Here is a 21,526-nt window from a genome sequence, read left to right on the forward strand (position 1 = left end):
CAAAAGAATTACTAAATGATTTTAGTAGTTTAAGCTGTAAATATCAATCTAAATGAGCAGTGATTTTTTCCGTTGCTGCATATTCCGAAAACTCCCGCAACAACAATTGCAATTTCGGATTGATAAACTGTTCGCAAAACGGCTTTTTGGGATTGGAATAATAATAATTCGTGATTTCTTCGCGGGAAGCTGTAAACGCAACAAAAGGCAATACTTGTGTGATGATGTTTGCTTCAAAATCTGCTTGCAACTCAGTGAGTAGCTTTCGTAAAACCGTTTCTTGTTCCGCATTGTAAAAATACATGGCAGAACGGTACTTTGTACGCATCGAATGTTGTACAGTCGATTTGTGCGTGCGCAGATGAATTTCTACGAGCACTTTCAACGGAATTTCTTCAGCATCAAACTGTACAATGACAGCTTCCGAAAATGTATTATTTTCTCCATCAGATTGTACCCAACCTTGCGCCACATCTTTCACGCCAACAAGCGACTGAAAAACTGCTTCTGTACACCAATGACAACCTCCGCCAAACGCAACTTTCTGAATCATACTACAAAAATACAAAACAACTTTTAGTTGTCAGAATTGTACAATACTATCGTTTCGAAATCGAAATAGTGACGTTTAAAGTTTTGATATTCAAAAATTTAGGATGTCTAAATACGGTTGTAAAAAAACCGACATCCTGTCGGAAAAGTGATAGTAATAAACGGTTTTGTTATATCGTCTTGCAGATTTTGCCGCTATTTTTGCTGTATAAAACTAAAACCTACCTCGCTCTTAAATTAGTATTGAATTAATACCGCCTACGTAAACTATATAAATAAAGAATCAATTTTAATACTAAATATAATGAATCGAGTAAATCACCAAAAAACAATGCTTACACTATTTTTTGCATTAGTATGTGCAATGACAAGTGTAGCGCAAACATTCTCGGATAATGGATTTAATTTTAATGTACTATCGACCAATCCGAACGAAGTAGAAGTCACAGGAGGAAACGATGGAAGTTCTCCGTTAGCCATTCCAAGTACCGCAACAGATGGAAACGGAATTGTATATACGGTAACCACCATTGGAAATTCTGCATACCGAAACGGCGCTGGAAATGGTGTAATACTACCAAATACAATTACAACTATTGGATTTAGAGCTTTTAGAGACAACGGCGGATTGACAACAATTACCTTACCAGCAAGTGTGACCACCATAGGTGGAGAAGCTTTTTTTGGAGGTGGATTGAACGAAGTGATTGCTTTGGGAACCACGCCAGCGAGTATCAATAACAGTTCTTTTGGGAATCGTAGCAATGTAGATTTAACAGTTCCAAACGGTTTGGAAGAAACCTATCGATTAGCTGGCTGGACTGGTTTTAATACCGTTAATGGAGAAATTCCAATCGGCGGAACGTTTGAAGTAGGCGACTTACGATACAGAGTGACATCGCAAAGTCCTAAAGAAGTTGAGGTAGCAGCTCGTTTAAATGGAATTGTCGATGTGGTAATTCCTGTATCTGTGCTAGAGCCACAACTTGGCGACACCTATGCAGTAACTGCCGTTGGAAATCGTGCTTTTAGAAACGCAGGAATCAATACTGTGGTGTTTTCCAATAGCATAGAAACGATTAAAAATGAAGCTTTTGAACTGAATAATCTGACAACCATTACCTTACCAACTTCTGTAACAACCATCGAAAGTGAAGCTTTCAATCTTAATGCTTTAACAGAAGTCATTTCACAAGCAGTAGCTGCTCCATCAATTCAAACAAATAGTATTGTAAATCGTGGTGATATTAGTCTAACTATTCCAAGCGGTTCTGAGGCAGCGTATGTAAATGGCGGTTGGACAGGTTTCTTTTCCATCAATGGAACGCCTTTTATCGGTTCTGATTTTTCTGTGGATGGATTTAATTATAGAATCAACGGTGTTAATCCAAATACAGCAGAAATACGCGGCGGCGACAGCGGAATTGTGGATTTGGTAGTACCTTCTTCCACTACTAAAAATAGTATATCTTTTACGGTAACTTCGATTGGAAATCGTGCGTTTAGAAATAGAGGACTCAATAGTGTTGTATTTCCAGCAAGTATTACTGCGATTGGAGATGAGGCTTTTGAACTCAATAATTTGACTTCTGTGACTATTCCTGCAGCGGTGACTTCTATTGGACTAAGAGCCTTTATCAATAACAATTTAACACAATTAACGTTTGAATCGGGACCAGAAACGATTGGTGAAAGTGCGTTTAGAGGAAATCAATTGACCAGTGTGAGCATTCCAAATGGAACAGTAACAATAGGAAACGGAGCATTTTTTAGCAATTCCATATCCAGTCTATCATTACCAACCTCTTTAGATATAATTGACCGCGAAGCCTTTAGAAATAATCAATTAACAAGTGTAGTGATTCCAACAGGAGTAATTACCATTGGTAGAAACGCCTTTATTGAAAACTCAATTTCAAGTTTGGTACTGCCTTCTACAGTAGAAACTATCGACGTAGATGCTTTTCGAAATAATCAACTCACAAGTGTTACTTTGCCATCTTCGCTGACAACCTTAGAATCAGGTGCGTTTCGAAATAATCAATTAACAAGTATCGTAATTCCAGATGGTGTTACTGTTATAAATTCTGCAACTTTTCGAGATAATAATTTGGTTACTGTCACACTTCCTGCAAACCTTCAAACGATACGAAATGATTCCTTTCGTAATAATGAAATTGAAAGTATCAGTTTCCCAGCTAGTCTAACCGAATTACAAGGTTTTGCTTTCCGCAATAATAATTTAACAAGTGTTACCATTCCAACAACCATTTCAACAATAGAAGCTCATACATTTAGCGAAAATCAACTGACAGACATTGTAATTCCTACCAATATAACTTTTATAGGAAATGATGCTTTTACTAGCAATCCTATCAATACGCTTACCGCAGACAATGCTACGCCAGCAACCATTACTTCGTCCAGTTTTGGAACGCGTAATACCATCAACTTGATTATCATTCCAAATCAACAAACCGTGATTGATGATTATGTTGCAGCAAATTGGACAGGTTTTAAAAGTGTGAATGGAGAATTTCAACTAGGCGCACGATTTACAGAAGGAGATTTAAGATACGAAGTGACAAACACAAGTCCTAACGAAGTAAAAGTGTTGAATAGAGCAACGGCTGTACAAACGATTAACATTCCAGCAACGGTGACCGAATCGAGTCTTGGAACAAATTTTAATGTAACTGCCATAGAAAATGCCGCGTTTCAAAACTCAGATATTACTGCTGTAACTTTAGGAGCTAACCTAGAAACTATTGGAAACAATGCGTTTCAAGGCGGTTCTTTAACTACCATTGATGCGCAAGGCACCACGCCGGCAACAATCACAGCTACAAGTTTTGGCGATAGATCGCTGATAGATTTAACGGTGTTGTTCGGGTTGGAAACAACATATGCCAATGCAGGTTGGACAGGATTCAGAACCGTAAACGGACAATTGTCTGACGGTGCCGTAGGAACTACTTTTGTGGATGGTGGCATTACGTTCGAAATTACATCGCTAAGCCCAAATGAAGTAACAGTAGTAGGCGGTTCTGTAACAGGCGATTTGGTCATTCCTGCGCAAGCTAATTTAAATACAAACACGTTTTCTGTACTCACTATTAGCGACAATGCATTTCAAGATGATGCCATTACCAGCGTGACGCTTCCTGCAAGTATTACAACTATCGGAGCCAATGCCTTTACTACAATTTCGTTGGAAGAAGTGATTGCGTTAGGCACTACACCAGCAACGATTGAAACTAATTCTTTTGGAATCAATGAAAATATTTCTCTGACCATTCCTAGTGGAACGGAAACAGCGTATGCAACGGCAGGCTGGACAGGTTTTTTCTCTGTAAATGGTAGCGGACCAAGTGTGGGAAGTACCTTTTCTGTTGGTGGCATTCGTTACGAGATTGTAACACTTTCGCCAAATACCGTAAAAGCCATTGCAAAAAGTGGCGAAGTACCAAATGGTGATTATATATTTCCTGAGTTGTTATCAAAAAATGGCGTTGATTTTAGCATTACGACCATCGGTAACTCCGCATTTCGAAATCGTGGTGTGCGAACCATAAGTTTTCCATCCACCGTAACCACGCTGGAATTCAGAGCATTTCGTGATAATGGAAGTTTAACACACGTAACGCTTCCTGCAACGATTACTTCTGTTGGCGCAGAAGCCTTTTTTGATACAGGTTTGGTGGAAGTCATCTCAGAAACTACCACGCCATCTAACATTTCCAACGGTTCTTTTGGTAACAAGACAAAAATAGATTTATTTATCCCGCAAGGAACTACACAAGCGTATTTAGATGCCAATTGGACAGGTTTTAAATCGATTGTAGAAGAAGGAACGGTAATTTTAGAACCTAAAGTATTTTTACAAGGAGCATTTTTCAATCCAACGACAGGAGAAGAAAACTTAATGCGAGACGATTTACGCGTAGCAGGAATCATTCCAACAACATCGCCATACACAGACGGAATTACCTGCAATGCTTCCGTTTTTAATACGACAGGAACTAATGCGATTGTGGATTGGGTTTTTGTGGAATTGCGTGATGCAAACGATAATACAACTGTAGTTGAAAGTCGCTCAGCACTCTTACAACGCGATGGCGATATTGTAGATGTGAATGGAGGCGGAATTTTAAAATTTACATCACCGTTAGACAATTATTTTGTGGCGATTCACCATCGAAATCACTTAGGAATCATGTCGAATACGGCGTTGCAGTTGGATGGAAATCGTGTCAATTTGGACTTTACAGATGCAATCAATCCGATTACGTTTGGAAGCAATGCACAAACTACGGCAGGAATGCCAACGGATACTCTTGGCATGTGGACAGGAAATGTAAACGGAGACACAATTGTTCAATATTCAGGAGTGTCGCCCGATGCACCAGCTATTCTATCGTTAGTACTCAATGATGTTGGAAACTTTTTAAACTTCTCCACATTTGTGGTCAATGGATATGATGAAAATGATTTGAATTTGGATGGAAACATTCAATACGAAGGCGTTTCTCCAGATGCACCTTTTATTCTGCAAAACGTGTTAGCACATCCAGGCAATTTCTTAAATTTTAGTACATTCCAAATACAAGAGCAATTGCCTGAAAACTAAATGGAATAACAATTTTTATTAGTAGTAAAAATAATTCAGCACATATACAAGGGCTGTCTAAAAAGTTTTTATAAACGTCATTCTGAGCTTGACTCAGAATCTCATCGTATTGATTTTTAAGTGTTATGAGAAACCAAATCAAGTTTGGTTTGAAGAAATCTGTACTTTTTAGATAGTCTCTTTTTTTGTTTAAAAAGTTAACGAAAGGAAATAGTAACTTTGTGTTACCACCAAAAAAATGTAAATTCTGCCTAATGAAAATACGCAACATACTAACATTATTGTTTTTGTATTCTTTATCAATACAGGCACAAACGCAAAACAATCTTAAAGAAACACTCAAACTTCAAATTGAAACAACTACTGTCGATTCTTTAAAAATTCCATTGCTATTACAACTAGCGGAACATGTGTATCAATATGATGTAGACGAAGCTAGAAACATTACACTAAAAGCCAAAAAAATAGTTGACAATATGGACACGCAGAGTTTGTACTATCAAAAACAGAAAATACAACTATACCAAATGTTGGCGGAATGTGATCAGTTGCAAGACAAAATACCAACGTCACTTGAACATGTACAAAAAGCCATTGACATAGCAAATACCATCAAAGACATGAAAAGTTTGCGAAAATCGTATCGCATCAGAGGTATTTTATCTATCAAAAATAAAGATACTCTCAAAGGAAAAGAATATTATAAAAAATCTGTCGAAATTGGAAAAAAAGTCAATGATTCTAAAGGAGTTGCTGATTCGTATATTTATTTGGGCATATTATCTTATCATGAAAATAATGGAAAAGATTCTATGCCGTATTATATGAACTTATCCAAAAAATATGATAATTCTCTCGAAAATTTGATACATACAGATGTGAATTTGGCAGCGTTCTACATTTTTGATCAAGATTATGAAAAAGCACGAAAAATGTATGAAAGTTTGATTGAACCACACAAAAAAGTCAAAAATTATCTCGGATTGAGCAATTGTTACTTGAACTTGGGAAATGTGTACGCTTTTTTGAATCTGAAGGAAAAATCGTTGCAGGCGATAGACAGCGCCATCGCATACTCCAAAATTTTAGGCAATAAAGATTTCTTGGAATCTCAGTACTTGTCACGACGAAATATCAACTTGTATTTTAAAGATTACAAAGCAGCACTTCACGATTTTGACATGCATAAAAAATATTACGATTCTATCAACGATTTGCAAGCGGCAAAGCGTTTTACCGAATTGGAACTCACGTATAAATTTGATAAAGAAAAAGAAATTGCGGCACTAGAACTAAAAAATGAGCAATCGAAAAAAACGCTATATAGTATTTTGCTCATTGTTTCGATTGTTGGAGCATTAATCGCTTTTGTCTTGATTCGAAAAAATAACAAACAGCGGTTGCAGTTGGCAGAAAACGAATTAAAATTGAAAGAAGTTGAAAAACTAAAAGCCGATTTAGCCTTAGCAAACAGAGAAAAAGAACTTAAAAAAGTCGTCATTGAAAACTCCATCACCGAAGAAGTGCTCAACAAAACCTTAGATGACATCAAAGAAATCATCACGTTTGAAAATGAAAAAGAGCGAAAACTAGCCTTAAAATCCTTATCAGCTTCATTACTTTCTGAAAAAAGTTCCAAAAGTTCAACATCCAATCTGCAAAGTTATTTAGATGAGGTAAGTATAGATTTTAAAGTGCTACTCGACACACATTTTTCTACATTAAAGCCAAAAGAAAAAGATATTTTGTGCATGATGAAATTAGAATTAAGTACTGCAGAAATCAGCAAATTGTTAAACACAACGGTTGCTTCTGTAAAATCGTCGCGGTATCGAATTCGTAAAAAATTAGAATTGCAATCTGATGATGATATCATTGCATTTATTGAAAATACTCACAACTAAAACTTCTACATTCTAAATAACGTTACCATCCATCTTTTTAAAAAGATAAATGTCGCTTGTTTTTATTGCTTTTTAATTAAAAAAAAATATTAAAATATTGAAAATCAACAAAATAAAAAGTTGATACCCTTTTGATACCCTACAAAATTTGTAACAAATACGACATAAGACTTCCTTTGTTTTCGAATTAAATCACAGTGTTTTTTTAATTCAAAATCACAAATATTATTACTGTTTTTATACCAGAGAAAACAGTGAATTATTGCACTACTAAATATAAAAATCATGAAAAAAAAATTAAACTACTTATTATACATACTTTTGCTATGTGTCACAACACAAAAAAGTTTTGCACAGCAAACAGAAGGAGATGGACTATTTTTCTTTGTGGACGGAATAGAGTATCAAGTAACTAATTTTGCTCCCAATGAAGTGGCACTTTTTTTTGGAGAGCCAGAAGGTGCATTTGTCGTTCCGAGTTCGGTAACCTTTGAAGGAGCAAACTATACTGTCGTAGAAATTGGCAGCGGCGCATTTTTTTCCACATTAACAACGAGCATTACACTTCCTGCTACCATAAGAACTGTTGATGATTTTGCATTTGAAGATTCAGGAATTACGCAAGTAACGGCGTTGGGCACTACAGCGCCTACGTTAGGAGTCTTTGCGTTTACAGATCCTAGTTTAGTGTCACTCACAGTACCTGCGGGAACAGAAAATTCTTATTTAGAAAATGGTTGGGTAGGATTTGCTGCAATTAATGGAACAGCATTCAGCTTTGAAGTGAATAATATCACGTATGGTATCAACTCATTATCAGCGAACACAGCAACTGTGATTAATAGTTCCATTACAGGAAGTGCTGCGGTAATTCCAACAACTGTAACATTTAATAGTACCACATATACAGTTACCGAAATAGCTGATTACGCATTTGATAATAATCAGTTAACAGGCGTAACCATTCCCAATACAGTTACTAAGATAGGAGAAAGTGCTTTTGGTGTTAATCAACTAACCAGTGTTACATTACCTGCAAATCTTACTGAATTGGGAAGATTTGCTTTTGCAGACAATCAAATAGCAACGATTAACATTCCTTCAAGTATTTCAGTACTAGAGAATGGTATATTCTTAAATAATCAGTTGACAAGCGTTACCATACCCGCAGCAGTTACAAGTATTGGGAGATCAGCATTTACTGTAAATCCAATTACAACCATTGATGTATTGGCAACCACACCACCAACCGTTGAAGTATTCTCTTTTTCGGATCCAAATACAATTGATGTTACAGTTCCAGCGGGAACAGAAGCTGCGTATACAGCTGCGGGTTGGAATATATTTCGTACGATTAATGGAATTACGCAATTTAGGGTTGGATCTGAGTTTACAGAAAATAACTTCAATTATAAAGTAATCGCAATCAATCCTAACGAGGTAGAAATTACAGGCGGGACTAATATACCACAAGACTTAGTAATTGACGCGAGTGTCACAACAGAAGGGACGAGTTTTTCAGTAGTTAGAGTCGGGCAAAGAGCTTTTGAAAATAAAAATCTAACCAGTGTGCAATTTCCAAACACTATGCGAATTATTGATGATTTTTCCTTTCAAAACAACCAATTAACGAGTTTAACCATTCCAACAAGTGTGATAGTTATTGATTTTAGAGCTTTTCGTCTCAATCAAATAGGAAGCGTTGTCATTCCGAATTCGGTAACATTTCTTGGAAATGGTGTTTTTGAAGCAAACAATTTAACGAGTGTAACGATTTCAGAAAATATCACAACGATTCAAGCACAAACGTTTCGGAGTAATCAATTAACTACCGTAACCATTCCTGCCAATATAAATTTAATACAAGAAAGTAGTTTTAGAAATAATCCGCTGACGGAAGTGATTGTATTAAACTCGTCGCCTCCAGCGCTTACAGGGAATGATCCTTTTCTGGGCATTAGAGGAAATATCGCATTAACTGTACCTACAACCACAGAATTAAACTATTTGGTGAGTGGTTGGACAGGTTTTGCATCCATCAATGGACAAGATCCAGCATTTTTCAACGAATTTGTGGACACTAATGCTACGTATAGAATCACAGCATTAAATCCTAACGAAGTTACCATTGTTGAAAGCACTATAACAGGTGAATTAATTGTTCCAACTTCAGCAAGTGATGGTACGGAAAACTTTACAGTAACAGCTATTGCAGAAGATACCTTTCAAAACAAGCAATTAACAACGGTGATTATTCCAGCTTCTATTACTACTGTAGGAAGAAGAGCTTTCCGAGATAATCCGCTTAGTACGGTCATTCTAGAAGGAGCTACACCACCTGTAGTAAATAATCAAACCAATGGAAACAATACCTTTTCCAATCGTTCTAGCATTGATCTATATGTACCGTCAGGAACGGTGCAAGCACATCTCAATGGAGGTTGGTCTAACTTTAAGTCCATCAGTGGCGTTTCCAAAGCATTGATCTTAAAAGTATATCTACAAGGCGCAAGTTTACAACCAAATGTGGGTGAAGAAGATTTAATGCGTGACGATTTGCGCACAACAGGATTCATCCCTACCACTTCTCCTTATGGAGATGGTGCTACCGTAAATGCTACCGTATTTGACACTACAGGTGAAAATGCTATTGTCGATTGGATTTTTGTAGAACTCCGTGATGCCACAAACAATACAACTGTGGTTGAAAGTACTTCAGCCTTGCTACAACGCGATGGTGATGTAGTAGGAACAGATGGAGTTTTACCTGTACAATTCACGTCAGCATTAGACGATTATTTTGTCACCATAAAACATAGAAATCACTTAGGAATTACATCTGTAGCTACTAAAGCACTACGATCTACAGCAAATGTGCTAAATTTTAGTGATGCTAACAATCCAGTAACTTTTGGATCCAATGCACAAACCGATGCAGGAATGCCAACCAATACTTTGGGAATGTGGGCAGGAAATGTAAACGGAGATAACATTGTACAATACCAAGGAGGAACACCAGATACAACAGCTATTTTATCAGCAGTGCTAAATGATTTAGGGAACTTTCTAAACTTTTCCACATTTATCATCAACGGTTACAATAACAATGATGTTGATTTGAGCGGAACAACACAATACGAAGGTGGATCGGCAGACTCACCGCTGATTTTACAAAATGTATTAGCGCATCCAGGCAACTTTTTAAACTTTTCCACTTTTCAAATTACAGAACAATTACCAGAAAACTAAAACTAAAAATACACGTGTAACGACTTGTGAAATTTGAAATCTTTTTTTCCTTTTTAAGGTTTATTTTTTCCTTTTCAAGAAGATTTATAGGGTGAAACCCCCCTATATATATGACTTTAGCCAAAAATTAAAAAACACATAATCTGTAATGCTAAAAAACAATTACCAGAAAACTAAATACAAATACTAAATATTGAATACGATGAACAAATTTACTTTTACCAATTTATGCATGGCAATATACTGCCTATTTACAATGCAATTGAATGCGCAAGACGGATACACGTACACGCTAATTCACAACGGTGGATATAGTTTCTCTGTCGGAGCTGTGCCAAATGCAAGTGCTTCTAACTTTCCAACATCAGTACAGAGTTACGGATTTACCATTATTGTGCCTGATGGCGTTACAGCTATTATAACATCTTCTTTAGGAAATGGCGCAGGAGCTACATTTTTTGACGGAAACAACGTAGGGCAACCAGCGAATGATGGATACCTAATCACAGAAACTTTGGGAAGTCCAATTGCGTTGCCAGCACCATCGGCAGCAACCACTACACCTATGGTGACTTTTGAAATACAAGGAACTCCTACAAGCGGCATTATAGAAATCTTAGCCAACAATTCCGCACTCGCAACCGCAGTAACGCCACTAAAAAGCTTTATGTCTGCTGATATGGAAGATGACGGTTCTGCCGTATTCACGAACAGAGTCGATCCAAATGGTTCAGGCTTGTCTGGCGACAGTACCTTCGATTTTACGACGCTTTCAGTAGCAGATAAAAAGTTTGAAAATCTTTCTATATATCCTAATCCAGCTGTTGATGTAGTGAATATCAGATATACAGAAACACCATTGCAAAAAATTGAAATTTACACTCTCAACGGACAATTGTTACAAGCAAAAACGACGCAGCTAGAAAGGTTGCAAATTCACAACTTACAAGTGGGCATGTATCTTATGAAACTATATACTAGAGACGCGAGTACAACTATCAAATTAATTAAACAATAAATAGCATATCCCAAATCAAGTCAAGAGTACTAATGATATAATAAATTATTTTTTTAGTTGGAAATCAGAATTTTACGTAACTTTTTAAGTGTAATTTATAATAGAAGTTTAATTTATTTTTAAGGTTGTTATCATTAGTACTCCAATTTACGCTATGGCTTATAACCATATTTTAACAGCACAGTGACATGATTCCTAAAATACAATATACAAAAAGTGGAAACCTAAGCATTGCCTATCAAGTTTTTGGTTCCGGGCCAGTAGATTTGGTCTACATTCCAGGTTGGGTTTCCAACATTGACTGGATGTGGGCATGCCCAGAATTGGTAGACTTTTTTGAAGAACTCGGTAAAGTCGCGCGAATTATTCTTTTTGATAAAAGAGGCACAGGTTTGTCCGATCGTATTGTGGAACTTTCCACACTCGAAGAACGCATGGAAGATATCAAAGCCGTTATGGATGCCACAAATTCCAAAAAAGCCATTCTGTTTGGACATTCGGAAGGCGGAAGTGTTTCGGCTTTATTCAGTGCAACCTATCCCAACAGAGTATTGGCGTTGATTACCTTCGGAATTTTTGCAAAACGACGCTATTCTGAAGATTATCCTTGGGCACCAACCGATGAAGAACGCCAAAAAGTGTACGATATGATTGAACACAATTGGGGAAGTGGCGAAATGAACCTAGAATCGTTAGTGCCGTCCAAAGCAAATGATGAACAATTTATGAGTTGGTTGGCAAGTTATTTTCGCTCAGGTGCGAGTCCGAGAGCGGCATTGAAATTGACCAAAATGAACACGCAAGTCAACATTATTGATATTTTAGAATACATTAAAGTACCTACATTGCTGATGCAGCGAACCAACGATATTGACGTAAAAATAGAAGAAGGAAAGTTTATTGCAGAACGCATCAAAGGTGCAAAATTTGTGGAATTTGATGGAAACGATCATCTTTTTTGGGCAGGAAATACCCAAGAAGTGTTAGAGGAAATGAAAACATTTATTCGCCAATTGCCATCTCGTGATAATTGTCATAAAAAAAGACTCACCACCATGCTTTTTGGGCATGTACTCACCGCTGCAAATCAAGGTTTGCAATCGCAAGTATTGGAAGAAAGCATTACTGAAAAAGGTGGAAAAATTATCATTGTAGAAAAAAAGTTTTTTGTGGCTTCTTTTGAAGTGCCAAGCAAAGCCATCAGTGCTGGAATATCACTGTTAAACACACATAAAGAAAAAGCAATTCCTTTTGCTGCGGGTATTTACATGAAAGAAAGTGATGATAACCAACATGAACCTTTAAGTCATAGAGATAATTATATGATTACGTCCATTTTGTCACTCATCAAACCCAATCGGATTGTGGTTACGCAAGCCATCAAACACTTGCTGTCGGGCGTTGCGTTCAATTTTTCAAAAGATACTTCTATCTTAACCTATCAAACGCATCAGTTGTGTACATTGTATCACGTCACAGACAAATCGAATACACATGTCAAAACATCCTTTCCGTATGGTTTTTCAAAATACGATTCGTTTTTGGAAGACGTACTAAAAATTATCGATGAACATTTAGACAATAATAATTTTGGCGTAGAAATGCTCACGAAAGAAACAGGCGTAAGCGAGCGAAAATTGCAACGACGTATCAAAGAAACCACAGGAAAATCGCCAGGACAATTGATAACCTTCATCCGACTCAACAAAGCGAAATCTGCTTTGGTAGAAAAAACAGATACGGTGGCTGAAATTGCATTCAAATTTGGGTTTTCCAGTCCGTCGTATTTTTCAAAATGTTTCAAAAAAGAATTCGGAATTCGTCCCACAGAAGTCGTGGCAACAAATTAAATCGTTTCATAAAACACGTGAAATTGTCGGAAAATTACCAGTATTAAACGGATTTATTATAGAAAAAGCTTTCAATTGAAATTACATTTACCATCAAAACAACAACAGGAAATTTTAATTGTTCATTCGCGGTAAGAGCTGTAAACTAGCGGAAAATGAACATATAAAGGAATTCCTTTTTAACGCTTAAAATTCCGTTTCAAGGAGTTTTTATAAAGTATATAGAAAAAAGGGTTGTTCCTTTACATCGTTTCAAATTGAATCATAAAAGATTGTTTTAGTGGATGTAATGCGCTACATTTAATTGCACATTAGTCATTTCAAAACTTAAAAAGTATTCAAAAAGAAATAAAAACCAATATAGAGTAACTAATAATTAAACTAAAAAAATGTATCGAAAAGTAACCTTACTAACTTTAGCTGTCGTGGTAATTACACTGTACAACTGTACCACAAATACCATTGATGAAGTTGAAATTGAAGATTTGCCACCAATTGTTGAGCAAATAACATACGTAGACGACGTAGCGCCTATTATTAATGGAAATTGTGTGGGTTGTCACAGCGGACCAAGTGCCAATGCCGGATTGCAATTAGACGGGTATGCCAACGCCAGAGCAGGCGTAGAGCAAGGAAATGTATTAAATCGCATCAACAATGCGTCCAATCCGATGCCACCAACAGGACAGCTGCCTGCAACCGATCGTCAAATCATTGAGCAATGGGCGGCAGATGGTTTTTTAGAAGATTAAACAAACACCAAAACCAATACATAACAACATGAAGAAATTACTATACATGTGCATATTTTTAGCAGTAGGAACTGTAGCAGCACAAAAATATTATACCAAAACAGGTACTACCGATTTTAAAGCTTCGGTAGCCGCTTTTGAACCTGTAGAAGCGAAAAGTAGCAGTACCACCGTAGTGTTAAATGTCAATACAGGCGATATTGCAGCGTTATTATTCATCAAATCCTTTCACTTTAAAGTGGCGTTGATGGAAGAGCATTTCAACGAAAACTATATGGATTCTGACAAGCATCCAAAAGCGACATTCAAAGGCTCACTAGCAAACTTTTCAATGGCTGACATTTCAAGTACAGCCAAAGAATACGATTTAACAGGAACATTGACCGTACGAGGACAAGCCAAAGAAATTGCGACAACCGCAAAAGTGTCTAAAAACGGCGAAAAAATTATGATTGAATCGTTCTTTTCTGTAAAACCTCAAGATTTCGGAATTGAAATACCAAGCATTGTACGCGAAAAAATAGCTAAAGAAATTAACATCAATTTGAATTATGAACTTATCGAAAAAAAGTAAAATATTCCTAAGCATACTAGCCCTATTGGTAGTTGGAGGAATTGCAGGATATTTTTATCTATATCAATCGCACACCTCTATAAACGATATGGAAATCGTATATACAGGAAGCGCAGAGGAATTTCAAAACAAAATGGAAGCAAATGCAGACGCATGGTCAAAAGCAGGTGATAAAGTCATTGAACTCACAGGAACCATCACTGCAAAAGATCTAAAAGGGATTTCTGTGGAAGGAAGTTTTTATTTTCAATTGGAAGATGGAACAAGTACTGACAATTTACAAGAAGACCAAAAAATACAAATTAAAGGAAGAATCATTGGCTACGACGATTTGCTAGGCGAATTAAAACTTGACAAAGCCATCATCCTCAAAAAATAACAACATGAAACACTATTATATATTTCTAGTATGCTGTCTTTTCAGTATGGGATTGCATGCGCAAGATGATTTATTAGACGAATTAGAAGAAGAAGCTACGCCAGAAACGTTTGTGTCACCAGCTTTTAAAGCGATGCGAATCATGAATTTGCAATCGACCAAAGTAGCGGCAAAAAATGATTTTTATCTCTACGTGTCGCACCGATTTGGAACCCTAGAAGACGGATTGTCCACTTTTTTCGGATTTGACAATGCAAACACACGAATTCAATTGGTGTATGGACTTTTTGAAGGTTGGCAGTTTGGCATCAGTAGAGAATCGTTGCGAAAAACGTACGCACTTTCTACCAAAATGAAATTAAAAGATCAAACCGAAAGCTTTCCTGTAATGCTTGTCGGATACGCAACCGCAAATATCAACACGCAAGTGCGAAAAGACCGTTTTCCTTTTTTAACCTTTGAAGATCGGTTAAGTTACACCACGCAATTACTAATTTCACGTAAATTCAACAACAACTTCTCGTTGGAAATTGCGCCTTCGTATGTACGTCACAACTTAACGCTTGAAGCATCTCAAAAGCATGACCAATTTGCCATGGGCGTTGGCGGACGTTTAAAAGTGAGCAAACGCATGTCTATCAACATGGACTATGCCTACAATTTCAACAGAGCAGAGGATACCGCCTTTAGAAATCCATTGACCATCGGTGTCGATATAGAAACGGGCGGACACGTATTTCAGTTACTATTCTCCAACGCACAATCAACGAATGAGCCAGGCTTTTTAAGCTATGCAGAAGGCGATTGGGGCGACGGCGATATTTTCTTCGGATTTAACATTGTACGTGTATTCTAAAACACAATCTTATCTAGCAACTACTAATCTACTTTTACTAAAAAAGGCTTTCAAATTATTGAAAGCCTTTTGTCTTTTAAGTTGAAAAAATTAACAGTAAAAAGTCACACAAACTGCGGTTTGACAAACTGCGGATACACATAAAAAAGTGTCACAATCTACTGTTGGACTAGGATCAGGACAACTATCTGTAGGATCTTTACAATCGTCGGTAGCGTTGCAAATAACAGTGGCACAAACAAAAGAACCTCCAACAATTTGTTCAGATGTCAAATTTGAAATCTTGGATTTTGATAAGTGAAGTTTTTTCAGCAATACATTTTGTTTTTTCATAAGTATAAATTTAAGTTTACTACAACTCAAAGCTATTAAAAGCCAATTACTCCAAAAAGAAATTCAAACAATAGTGTATAATTGGTCATAAAAAGGAAATAACTGGTAAAAAAAAAGGCTTTCAACAATAACGTGAAAGCCTTTTTCGTATTTATGAACTAAATTTTAGTAACACTGAAGTCCATTACAAGCACTATACAATGCTGTTTGTCCACATCCGTAGATAGTTCCACAGTTGTTAGTTGGTGGCGGACATCCATCGGTGTACACAGGGCATCCATCTGTTTCTTGTGGACAGTCACCTGTTCCACATCCAACAGTACCACAGTCAAAATCAGAGAAACATGGCTCGGCAGTTCCCGTCCAAGACTGATATCCACCAGTTCCGTAAGTTCCTCCAGTCAAACCTTTAGACTCCAAAGAAGCTACACTAGATTTCTTTAAAGCTAACTGACGTAAGTTTACTTGCTTTTTTTTCATGATTATATAAGTTTTTGGTTAAAAACCTTAAAATTAATGAGAACTGATAAACTTTATCTATGGAAAATCCGTAATAATAGTAGGTGTTAACCAAGCGAAAAACAAAAAGCTCCCAAAATAATTGGAAGCTTCTTTTGATAATAATACTTCGGTTTATTAGTAGCACTGAACTCCTGCAGGGCACACAGAATGCGAATTGCATAATAATGTCGCAGGTGGGCAATTTTGTGTTTGTGGTGGACATCCGTTGGTATAACAACCATCTGTATACACAGGGCATCCATCCGTTTCTTGTGGGCATCCAGCTGTGCCACAATCAAATTCAGAAAAGCATGGTTCATACGTTCCTGTCCATGATTGATATCCTCCTGTAACGCTATTAGACTCTAATGAAGCTACACTTGACTTCTTTAAGGATAACTGCTTTAAATTTACTTTTCTTTTTTTCATGATTATATAGGTTTTTGGTTAAAAGCATAAAACTAGTAAGACTTTTTCTAATTTTTCTATGGAAAATCCATAAGAAAAGTATGTCTAAAAAAGAAAACTGCGTTACTTTCACTAGAAAATAACGCAGTTTTGACTGTTTTTACTACCTATTAGTTAGGCTTCTTGTGTTTCACAATTACAATATGTTTTTTCACACTCGCCGTTCCCAAATGACGAGCAATCACTATCTACAGGAGTACGTAATCCTCCTGTAACGATCTCTTTTAACGAGGAAATATTTCTCTTGTTTAATGTCAACGATTTTAAAGTTCTTTTTTTCATTTGTGATAAATTTTTAATGGTTACTAAATTTTTCGTATTAAATGTACAACATAAAAGTGAGATTATTCAATGCGAATCAAAAGAAAATGGATACGCATAAAAGAGTTCTTAGAACATTTCCTGAAAACTAAAAACAATCAATAAAAATTGTAAATTTGCAAACTTGAAAACCGAAGTTCCATGTTAGAAAAGTTAGAAATAGTAAAGCAACGTTTTGATGAGGTAAATGATTTAATCATTCAACCAGACATTATTGCTGACCAAAAACGATATATACAACTCAATAAAGAATACAAAGATTTAAAAATACTCGTTGAAAAACGCGATGCGTATAAAGAAGTCTTAGACAATATTGCAGAAGCCGAAGAAATCATTGCTGACGGAAGTGATGCAGAAATGGTGGAAATGGCAAAAATGCAATTGGACGAAGCCAAAGAAGCATTGCCCAAACTAGAAGAAGAAATTAAGTTTTTATTGATTCCTAAAGATCCTGAAGACAGTAAAAACGTCGTGGTAGAAGTACGTGCCGGAACTGGCGGTGATGAAGCCAGTATTTTTGCAGGCGATTTGCACCGAATGTACACAAAATACTGCGAAGGTCGCGGATGGAATGTTAGTGTCGTAGACTACAGTGAAGGAACTTCGGGCGGATTTAAAGAAATTATTTTTGAAGTTTCTGGGGAAGATGTGTACGGAACGATGAAGTTTGAAGCTGGAGTGCATCGTGTACAACGCGTACCACAAACCGAAACACAAGGTCGTGTGCATACCAGTGCTGCAACGGTGATGGTGTTGCCAGAAGCAGAAGAATTTGATGTTGAGTTAGATATGAACGATGTCCGTATTGAGCGTACCACCTCTACAGGACCTGGAGGACAATCCGTAAACACCACATATTCTGCCATTCGTTTACATCACGGACCGTCTGGATTGGTCGTAAGTTGTCAAGATCAAAAATCATCACACAAAAACCTTGAAAAAGCCTTAAAAGTATTGCGATCGCGCTTATACGAACGTGAATTGGAAAAGAAAATGGCGGCAGACTCAGCACGTCGTAAAAGCATGGTTTCTTCAGGTGATAGAAGTGCAAAAATTAGAACATACAACTATCCGCAAGGTCGTGTAACCGACCACAGAATCGGATTAACACTCTACGATTTGTCTAATATTATGAACGGAGATATACAAAAGATTTTAGACGAATTGATGCTAGTAGAAAATACAGAGAAACTAAAGGAAGCTAGTGAATTTTGATACGGAAATGGGTTTTAGGTGTTAGGTTTTTGGTGTTGGGTTAGCTTGAAAAATAATTTTGTTTGTAGATAATATCCTCGAAATGCTCAAAATATATAAACATTATGAGAGATTTTCGAAAATTGGATGTATGGAATAGTGCCATCGAGTTGGTAACAGATATTTATAAAATACTGGAACTATTTCCCAACAAAGAGAAGTTTGGATTGAGTTCACAATTATCAAGAGCTGTCGTTTCGATTCCATCAAACATAGCTGAAGGTTGTGCCAAAGACTCGCAAAAAGATTTTATTAGATTTTTAAAAATAAGTTTAGGTTCTTCATTTGAAGTAGAAACTCAAATTATTATAGGAATGAAATTAGGCTATATTGAAGATAGAAGTGGACAAGAATTAATTGATAAATTACAAATATTGCAAAAAAGAATCAACGCGCTATCAAAATACGCAAAAACAAAAACCTAAAACCTAAAACCCAACACCCAACACCTAACACCCAAAAAAATGACCACAACCCAACTCATAACGCAAATTCGGAAAAAGAAATCGTTTCTCTGTATTGGATTGGATGTAGATTTGCAGAAGATTCCGAAGTTTTTACTAGAAACTGACGATCCGATTTTTGAATTTAACAAAGCCATTATTGATGCTACACATCATTTGGCAGTGGCGTACAAACCGAATACGGCTTTTTATGAAGCCTACGGTATCAAAGGTTGGCAAGCGTTGGAAAAAACCATTCAGTATCTAAATACCAATCACCCAGAAATCTTTACGATTGCAGATGCGAAACGTGGTGATATTGGAAATACTTCGAGCATGTATGCGAAAGCTTTTTTTGAAGATTTAGCGTTTGATTCGGTCACAGTAGCGCCCTATATGGGAAAAGATTCTGTAGAACCTTTTTTAGCGTTTCAAGGAAAACACACCATTTTATTGGCACTGACTTCGAATCAAGGTGCATTCGATTTTCAAACGAAAATTATTGCTGACAAAGAAGTCTACAAACACGTATTGGAAACCTCTAAAACTTGGAAAAACAGCGAAAACTTGATGTATGTTGTTGGCGCTACCAAAGCGTCGTTTTTAGGAGAAATTCGTGAAATTGTTCCTGAAAGTTTTCTGTTAGTTCCTGGCGTTGGTGCGCAAGGTGGAAACCTGCAAGATGTTTGTAAATACGGAATGACAGACAATATAGGGTTGTTGATTAATTCTTCTCGCGGAATAATTTACGCATCAACCGAAGTCGATTTTGCATCTGCAGCAGCGAAAAAAGCAGCCGAACTACAATCGCAAATGACAGCTATTTTAGAAGCATAACAATTGGTATTGATGGAATTTACAGACCAATTACAACGAGCGTTCACACTTGAAAAAACGCCCAAACGCATCATTTCGTTAGTGCCCTCGCAAACCGAATTATTGTACGATTTAGGATTGGAAGATGCTGTGGTAGGAATTACCAAATTTTGTGTACATCCGTATCATTTCAAAAGTACCAAAACGGTTGTTGGTGGAACCAAAAACATCAAATTAGAAAAAATAAAAGCCTTGCAACCCGATATCATTCTGTGTAATAAAGAAGAAAATACACAGGAAATTGTGGAAACACTTGAAAAAATATGCCCTGTACACGTTTCCGATATCAAAACGATTGACGATACGCTGGAAATGATTTCACAATATGGTAATATGTTTAAATGTAATACCAAAGCTGCTAAAATCAACCAAAAAATTCAATTTCATTTAAAAGATTTTCAGGCGTTTGTAAAAGATATTCCTTTGCAAAAAGTAGCGTATTTTATCTGGCGAAAGCCTTGGATGGCGGCTGGAAAAGATACGTTTATCAATCATTTATTAGCGCTTTGTAAGTTTGAAAATATATACGAATCGCACGGAAGATATCCTGAAGTCACTATTGAAAACATTCGTGAAGAAGGCGATCCAGATATTGTGATGCTTTCTTCTGAACCTTATCCATTTAAAGAGGAACATGCGTTTGAACTGGGAAGATATACACATCACGCCAAAACCATTTTTGTAGATGGAGAATACTTTAGTTGGTACGGTTCACGACTGGTGAAAGCTTTTGACTATTTTAAGAAACTTCACAAACGGTTAGAATAAAAAAAATCGGGCAATGAGACCCGATTTTGCTTTTTAACTAACCCAAAAAATGTTGTAGTAGATTATTACAACACTGCAAATATAGGTTGAAAACCCAGTTTTGTATGTTAAGAGAATATTAGAAATTGATTAAAAAATGTTAACAATTGTGAAAGTTACTGCTTGATTATCAATGAAAATCGTTTTTTGAAATATGCTTAGCTATTGCTTTTTAAAATAAATTTAGAAGAATTTTAGCGAAATTGTAGTATCTTGATGAGAACAACATAATTCTCCTGTCATGAAAAAACTTCTCCTTATTTGTATTGCCCTTTTTTCGTTATATGGTTTTGCACAACAAAAATCCTGTGCGTGCTGTACAGAAAATCATCAAGCGTTTGACTTTTGGGTAGGAACGTGGAATGTGACAAATCCTGATGGAACTCCTGCGGGAAAAAATATAATTACAAAGATTGAAGACGAGTGTGTATTGCGCGAAAACTGGACCAGTGCAAAAGCGGGATATACGGGAACGAGTTATAATTTTTACAACGCACAAAAAAAGCAATGGGAGCAAATTTGGATTGACAATCAAGGGGCAAGCTTGCACTTAAAAGGCAACAGAGTTGGCAACCAAATGATTTTACAAAGCGATGAAGTTACGTCTCCCAAAGGTCAAAAATACGTAAACAGAGTCACGTGGACGTTGAATGAAAATGGTTCCGTGCGACAACATTGGGAAACGTCTACCGATCAAAAAACGTGGCAAACATCTTTTGATGGTTTGTATGTGAAAGAACAATAATTCAAGTTTAAGTT

At 36.5% G+C, this 21,526-nt stretch carries 18 protein-coding genes; 14 read left to right on the forward strand and 4 right to left on the reverse strand.

Going from position 1 to position 21,526, the window contains the following annotated elements:
* Nucleotides 1-43: 43 nt before the first annotated feature.
* Nucleotides 44-553, reverse strand: a complete 510-nt coding sequence (locus C8N46_RS16755; protein ID WP_108116162.1) for a peptide-methionine (S)-S-oxide reductase — start codon at nucleotides 551-553, stop codon at nucleotides 44-46.
* Nucleotides 554-883: 330 nt separating this feature from the next.
* Here C8N46_RS16755 and C8N46_RS16760 point away from each other — a divergent pair, with 330 nt between their 5' ends.
* The 9 genes from C8N46_RS16760 (at nucleotide 884) to C8N46_RS16805 (ending at nucleotide 15,764) form a co-directional block, all read left to right on the forward strand.
* Nucleotides 884-5,182, forward strand: coding sequence for a leucine-rich repeat domain-containing protein (locus tag C8N46_RS16760; protein ID WP_158269188.1), 4,299 nt, complete (start codon nucleotides 884-886; stop codon nucleotides 5,180-5,182).
* A gap of 254 nt (nucleotides 5,183-5,436) precedes the next feature.
* Nucleotides 5,437-7,086: a transcriptional regulator gene (locus C8N46_RS16770; protein ID WP_108116168.1), complete on the forward strand. Its 1,650-nt coding sequence runs from the start codon at nucleotides 5,437-5,439 to the stop codon at nucleotides 7,084-7,086.
* Nucleotides 7,087-7,371: 285 nt separating this feature from the next.
* Nucleotides 7,372-10,335: a leucine-rich repeat domain-containing protein gene (locus tag C8N46_RS16775; RefSeq protein WP_108116169.1), complete on the forward strand. Its 2,964-nt coding sequence runs from the start codon at nucleotides 7,372-7,374 to the stop codon at nucleotides 10,333-10,335.
* A gap of 202 nt (nucleotides 10,336-10,537) precedes the next feature.
* Nucleotides 10,538-11,353 carry a T9SS type A sorting domain-containing protein gene (locus tag C8N46_RS16780; protein WP_108116171.1) on the forward strand — a complete coding sequence of 272 codons (816 nt, stop codon included), beginning with the start codon at nucleotides 10,538-10,540 and terminating at the stop codon, nucleotides 11,351-11,353.
* Nucleotides 11,354-11,541: 188 nt separating this feature from the next.
* Nucleotides 11,542-13,203, forward strand: coding sequence for an alpha/beta fold hydrolase (locus C8N46_RS16785; RefSeq protein ID WP_108116172.1), 1,662 nt, complete (start codon nucleotides 11,542-11,544; stop codon nucleotides 13,201-13,203).
* Nucleotides 13,204-13,592: 389 nt separating this feature from the next.
* Entirely contained in the window at nucleotides 13,593-13,955 is a 363-nt protein-coding gene (locus C8N46_RS16790; protein WP_108116174.1) for a c-type cytochrome domain-containing protein, read from the forward strand.
* 28 nt (nucleotides 13,956-13,983) lie between these two features.
* Entirely contained in the window at nucleotides 13,984-14,529 is a 546-nt protein-coding gene (locus tag C8N46_RS16795) for a YceI family protein (RefSeq protein ID WP_245896921.1), read from the forward strand.
* On the forward strand, nucleotides 14,507-14,908 hold the full coding sequence (locus tag C8N46_RS16800; protein ID WP_146169864.1) for a hypothetical protein: 402 nt from the start codon (nucleotides 14,507-14,509) through the stop codon (nucleotides 14,906-14,908). Before C8N46_RS16795 ends, C8N46_RS16800 begins: the two co-directional genes overlap by 23 nt.
* Before the next feature lie 4 nt (nucleotides 14,909-14,912).
* Nucleotides 14,913-15,764 (forward strand): DUF5777 family beta-barrel protein, encoded by an 852-nt coding sequence (locus tag C8N46_RS16805; protein WP_108116178.1) that lies wholly within the window; start codon nucleotides 14,913-14,915, stop codon nucleotides 15,762-15,764.
* Nucleotides 15,765-15,854: 90 nt separating this feature from the next.
* Here the strand turns inward: C8N46_RS16805 and C8N46_RS20190 are convergent, their stop codons facing one another.
* The 3 genes from C8N46_RS20190 to C8N46_RS20195 form a co-directional block, all read right to left on the reverse strand.
* Nucleotides 15,855-16,097, reverse strand: coding sequence for a hypothetical protein (locus C8N46_RS20190; protein WP_146169865.1), 243 nt, complete (start codon nucleotides 16,095-16,097; stop codon nucleotides 15,855-15,857).
* A gap of 165 nt (nucleotides 16,098-16,262) precedes the next feature.
* Entirely contained in the window at nucleotides 16,263-16,577 is a 315-nt protein-coding gene (locus C8N46_RS16810) for a hypothetical protein (protein ID WP_108116180.1), read from the reverse strand.
* Nucleotides 16,578-16,733: 156 nt separating this feature from the next.
* Nucleotides 16,734-17,027, reverse strand: a complete 294-nt coding sequence (locus tag C8N46_RS20195; RefSeq protein WP_146169866.1) for a hypothetical protein — start codon at nucleotides 17,025-17,027, stop codon at nucleotides 16,734-16,736.
* Between the two features lie 501 nt (nucleotides 17,028-17,528).
* Here C8N46_RS20195 and prfA point away from each other — a divergent pair.
* The 5 genes from prfA (at nucleotide 17,529) to C8N46_RS16840 (ending at nucleotide 21,512) form a co-directional block, all read left to right on the forward strand.
* Entirely contained in the window at nucleotides 17,529-18,602 is a 1,074-nt protein-coding gene (gene prfA / locus C8N46_RS16820) for a peptide chain release factor 1 (protein WP_108116184.1), read from the forward strand.
* A gap of 104 nt (nucleotides 18,603-18,706) precedes the next feature.
* Complete coding sequence (locus tag C8N46_RS16825; RefSeq protein WP_108116186.1) at nucleotides 18,707-19,066, forward strand: four helix bundle protein; 360 nt, start codon at nucleotides 18,707-18,709, stop codon at nucleotides 19,064-19,066.
* A gap of 39 nt (nucleotides 19,067-19,105) precedes the next feature.
* Nucleotides 19,106-19,921, forward strand: a complete 816-nt coding sequence (pyrF, locus tag C8N46_RS16830) for an orotidine-5'-phosphate decarboxylase (RefSeq protein WP_108116187.1) — start codon at nucleotides 19,106-19,108, stop codon at nucleotides 19,919-19,921.
* 12 nt (nucleotides 19,922-19,933) lie between these two features.
* On the forward strand, nucleotides 19,934-20,728 hold the full coding sequence (locus C8N46_RS16835; RefSeq protein WP_108116189.1) for an ABC transporter substrate-binding protein: 795 nt from the start codon (nucleotides 19,934-19,936) through the stop codon (nucleotides 20,726-20,728).
* A gap of 280 nt (nucleotides 20,729-21,008) precedes the next feature.
* Nucleotides 21,009-21,512, forward strand: coding sequence for a hypothetical protein (locus C8N46_RS16840; protein WP_108116191.1), 504 nt, complete (start codon nucleotides 21,009-21,011; stop codon nucleotides 21,510-21,512).
* The last annotated feature ends 14 nt before the right edge of the window (nucleotides 21,513-21,526 follow it).

The organism is Kordia periserrulae (assembly GCF_003054265.1).
GTDB classification, from domain to species: Bacteria; Bacteroidota; Bacteroidia; order Flavobacteriales; family Flavobacteriaceae; genus Kordia; species Kordia periserrulae.

Coding starts and splice junctions, on each gene's coding strand:
- C8N46_RS16755 (WP_108116162.1), bottom strand. CDS start 553: ATGATTCAGAAAGTTGCGTTTGGCGGAGGTTGTCATTGGTGTACAGAA.
- C8N46_RS16760 (WP_158269188.1), top strand. CDS start 884: ATGCTTACACTATTTTTTGCATTAGTATGTGCAATGACAAGTGTAGCG.
- C8N46_RS16770 (WP_108116168.1), top strand. CDS start 5,437: ATGAAAATACGCAACATACTAACATTATTGTTTTTGTATTCTTTATCA.
- C8N46_RS16775 (WP_108116169.1), top strand. CDS start 7,372: ATGAAAAAAAAATTAAACTACTTATTATACATACTTTTGCTATGTGTC.
- C8N46_RS16780 (WP_108116171.1), top strand. CDS start 10,538: ATGAACAAATTTACTTTTACCAATTTATGCATGGCAATATACTGCCTA.
- C8N46_RS16785 (WP_108116172.1), top strand. CDS start 11,542: ATGATTCCTAAAATACAATATACAAAAAGTGGAAACCTAAGCATTGCC.
- C8N46_RS16790 (WP_108116174.1), top strand. CDS start 13,593: ATGTATCGAAAAGTAACCTTACTAACTTTAGCTGTCGTGGTAATTACA.
- C8N46_RS16795 (WP_245896921.1), top strand. CDS start 13,984: ATGAAGAAATTACTATACATGTGCATATTTTTAGCAGTAGGAACTGTA.
- C8N46_RS16800 (WP_146169864.1), top strand. CDS start 14,507: ATGAACTTATCGAAAAAAAGTAAAATATTCCTAAGCATACTAGCCCTA.
- C8N46_RS16805 (WP_108116178.1), top strand. CDS start 14,913: ATGAAACACTATTATATATTTCTAGTATGCTGTCTTTTCAGTATGGGA.
- C8N46_RS20190 (WP_146169865.1), bottom strand. CDS start 16,097: ATGAAAAAACAAAATGTATTGCTGAAAAAACTTCACTTATCAAAATCC.
- C8N46_RS16810 (WP_108116180.1), bottom strand. CDS start 16,577: ATGAAAAAAAAGCAAGTAAACTTACGTCAGTTAGCTTTAAAGAAATCT.
- C8N46_RS20195 (WP_146169866.1), bottom strand. CDS start 17,027: ATGAAAAAAAGAAAAGTAAATTTAAAGCAGTTATCCTTAAAGAAGTCA.
- prfA (WP_108116184.1), top strand. CDS start 17,529: ATGTTAGAAAAGTTAGAAATAGTAAAGCAACGTTTTGATGAGGTAAAT.
- C8N46_RS16825 (WP_108116186.1), top strand. CDS start 18,707: ATGAGAGATTTTCGAAAATTGGATGTATGGAATAGTGCCATCGAGTTG.
- pyrF (WP_108116187.1), top strand. CDS start 19,106: ATGACCACAACCCAACTCATAACGCAAATTCGGAAAAAGAAATCGTTT.
- C8N46_RS16835 (WP_108116189.1), top strand. CDS start 19,934: ATGGAATTTACAGACCAATTACAACGAGCGTTCACACTTGAAAAAACG.
- C8N46_RS16840 (WP_108116191.1), top strand. CDS start 21,009: ATGAAAAAACTTCTCCTTATTTGTATTGCCCTTTTTTCGTTATATGGT.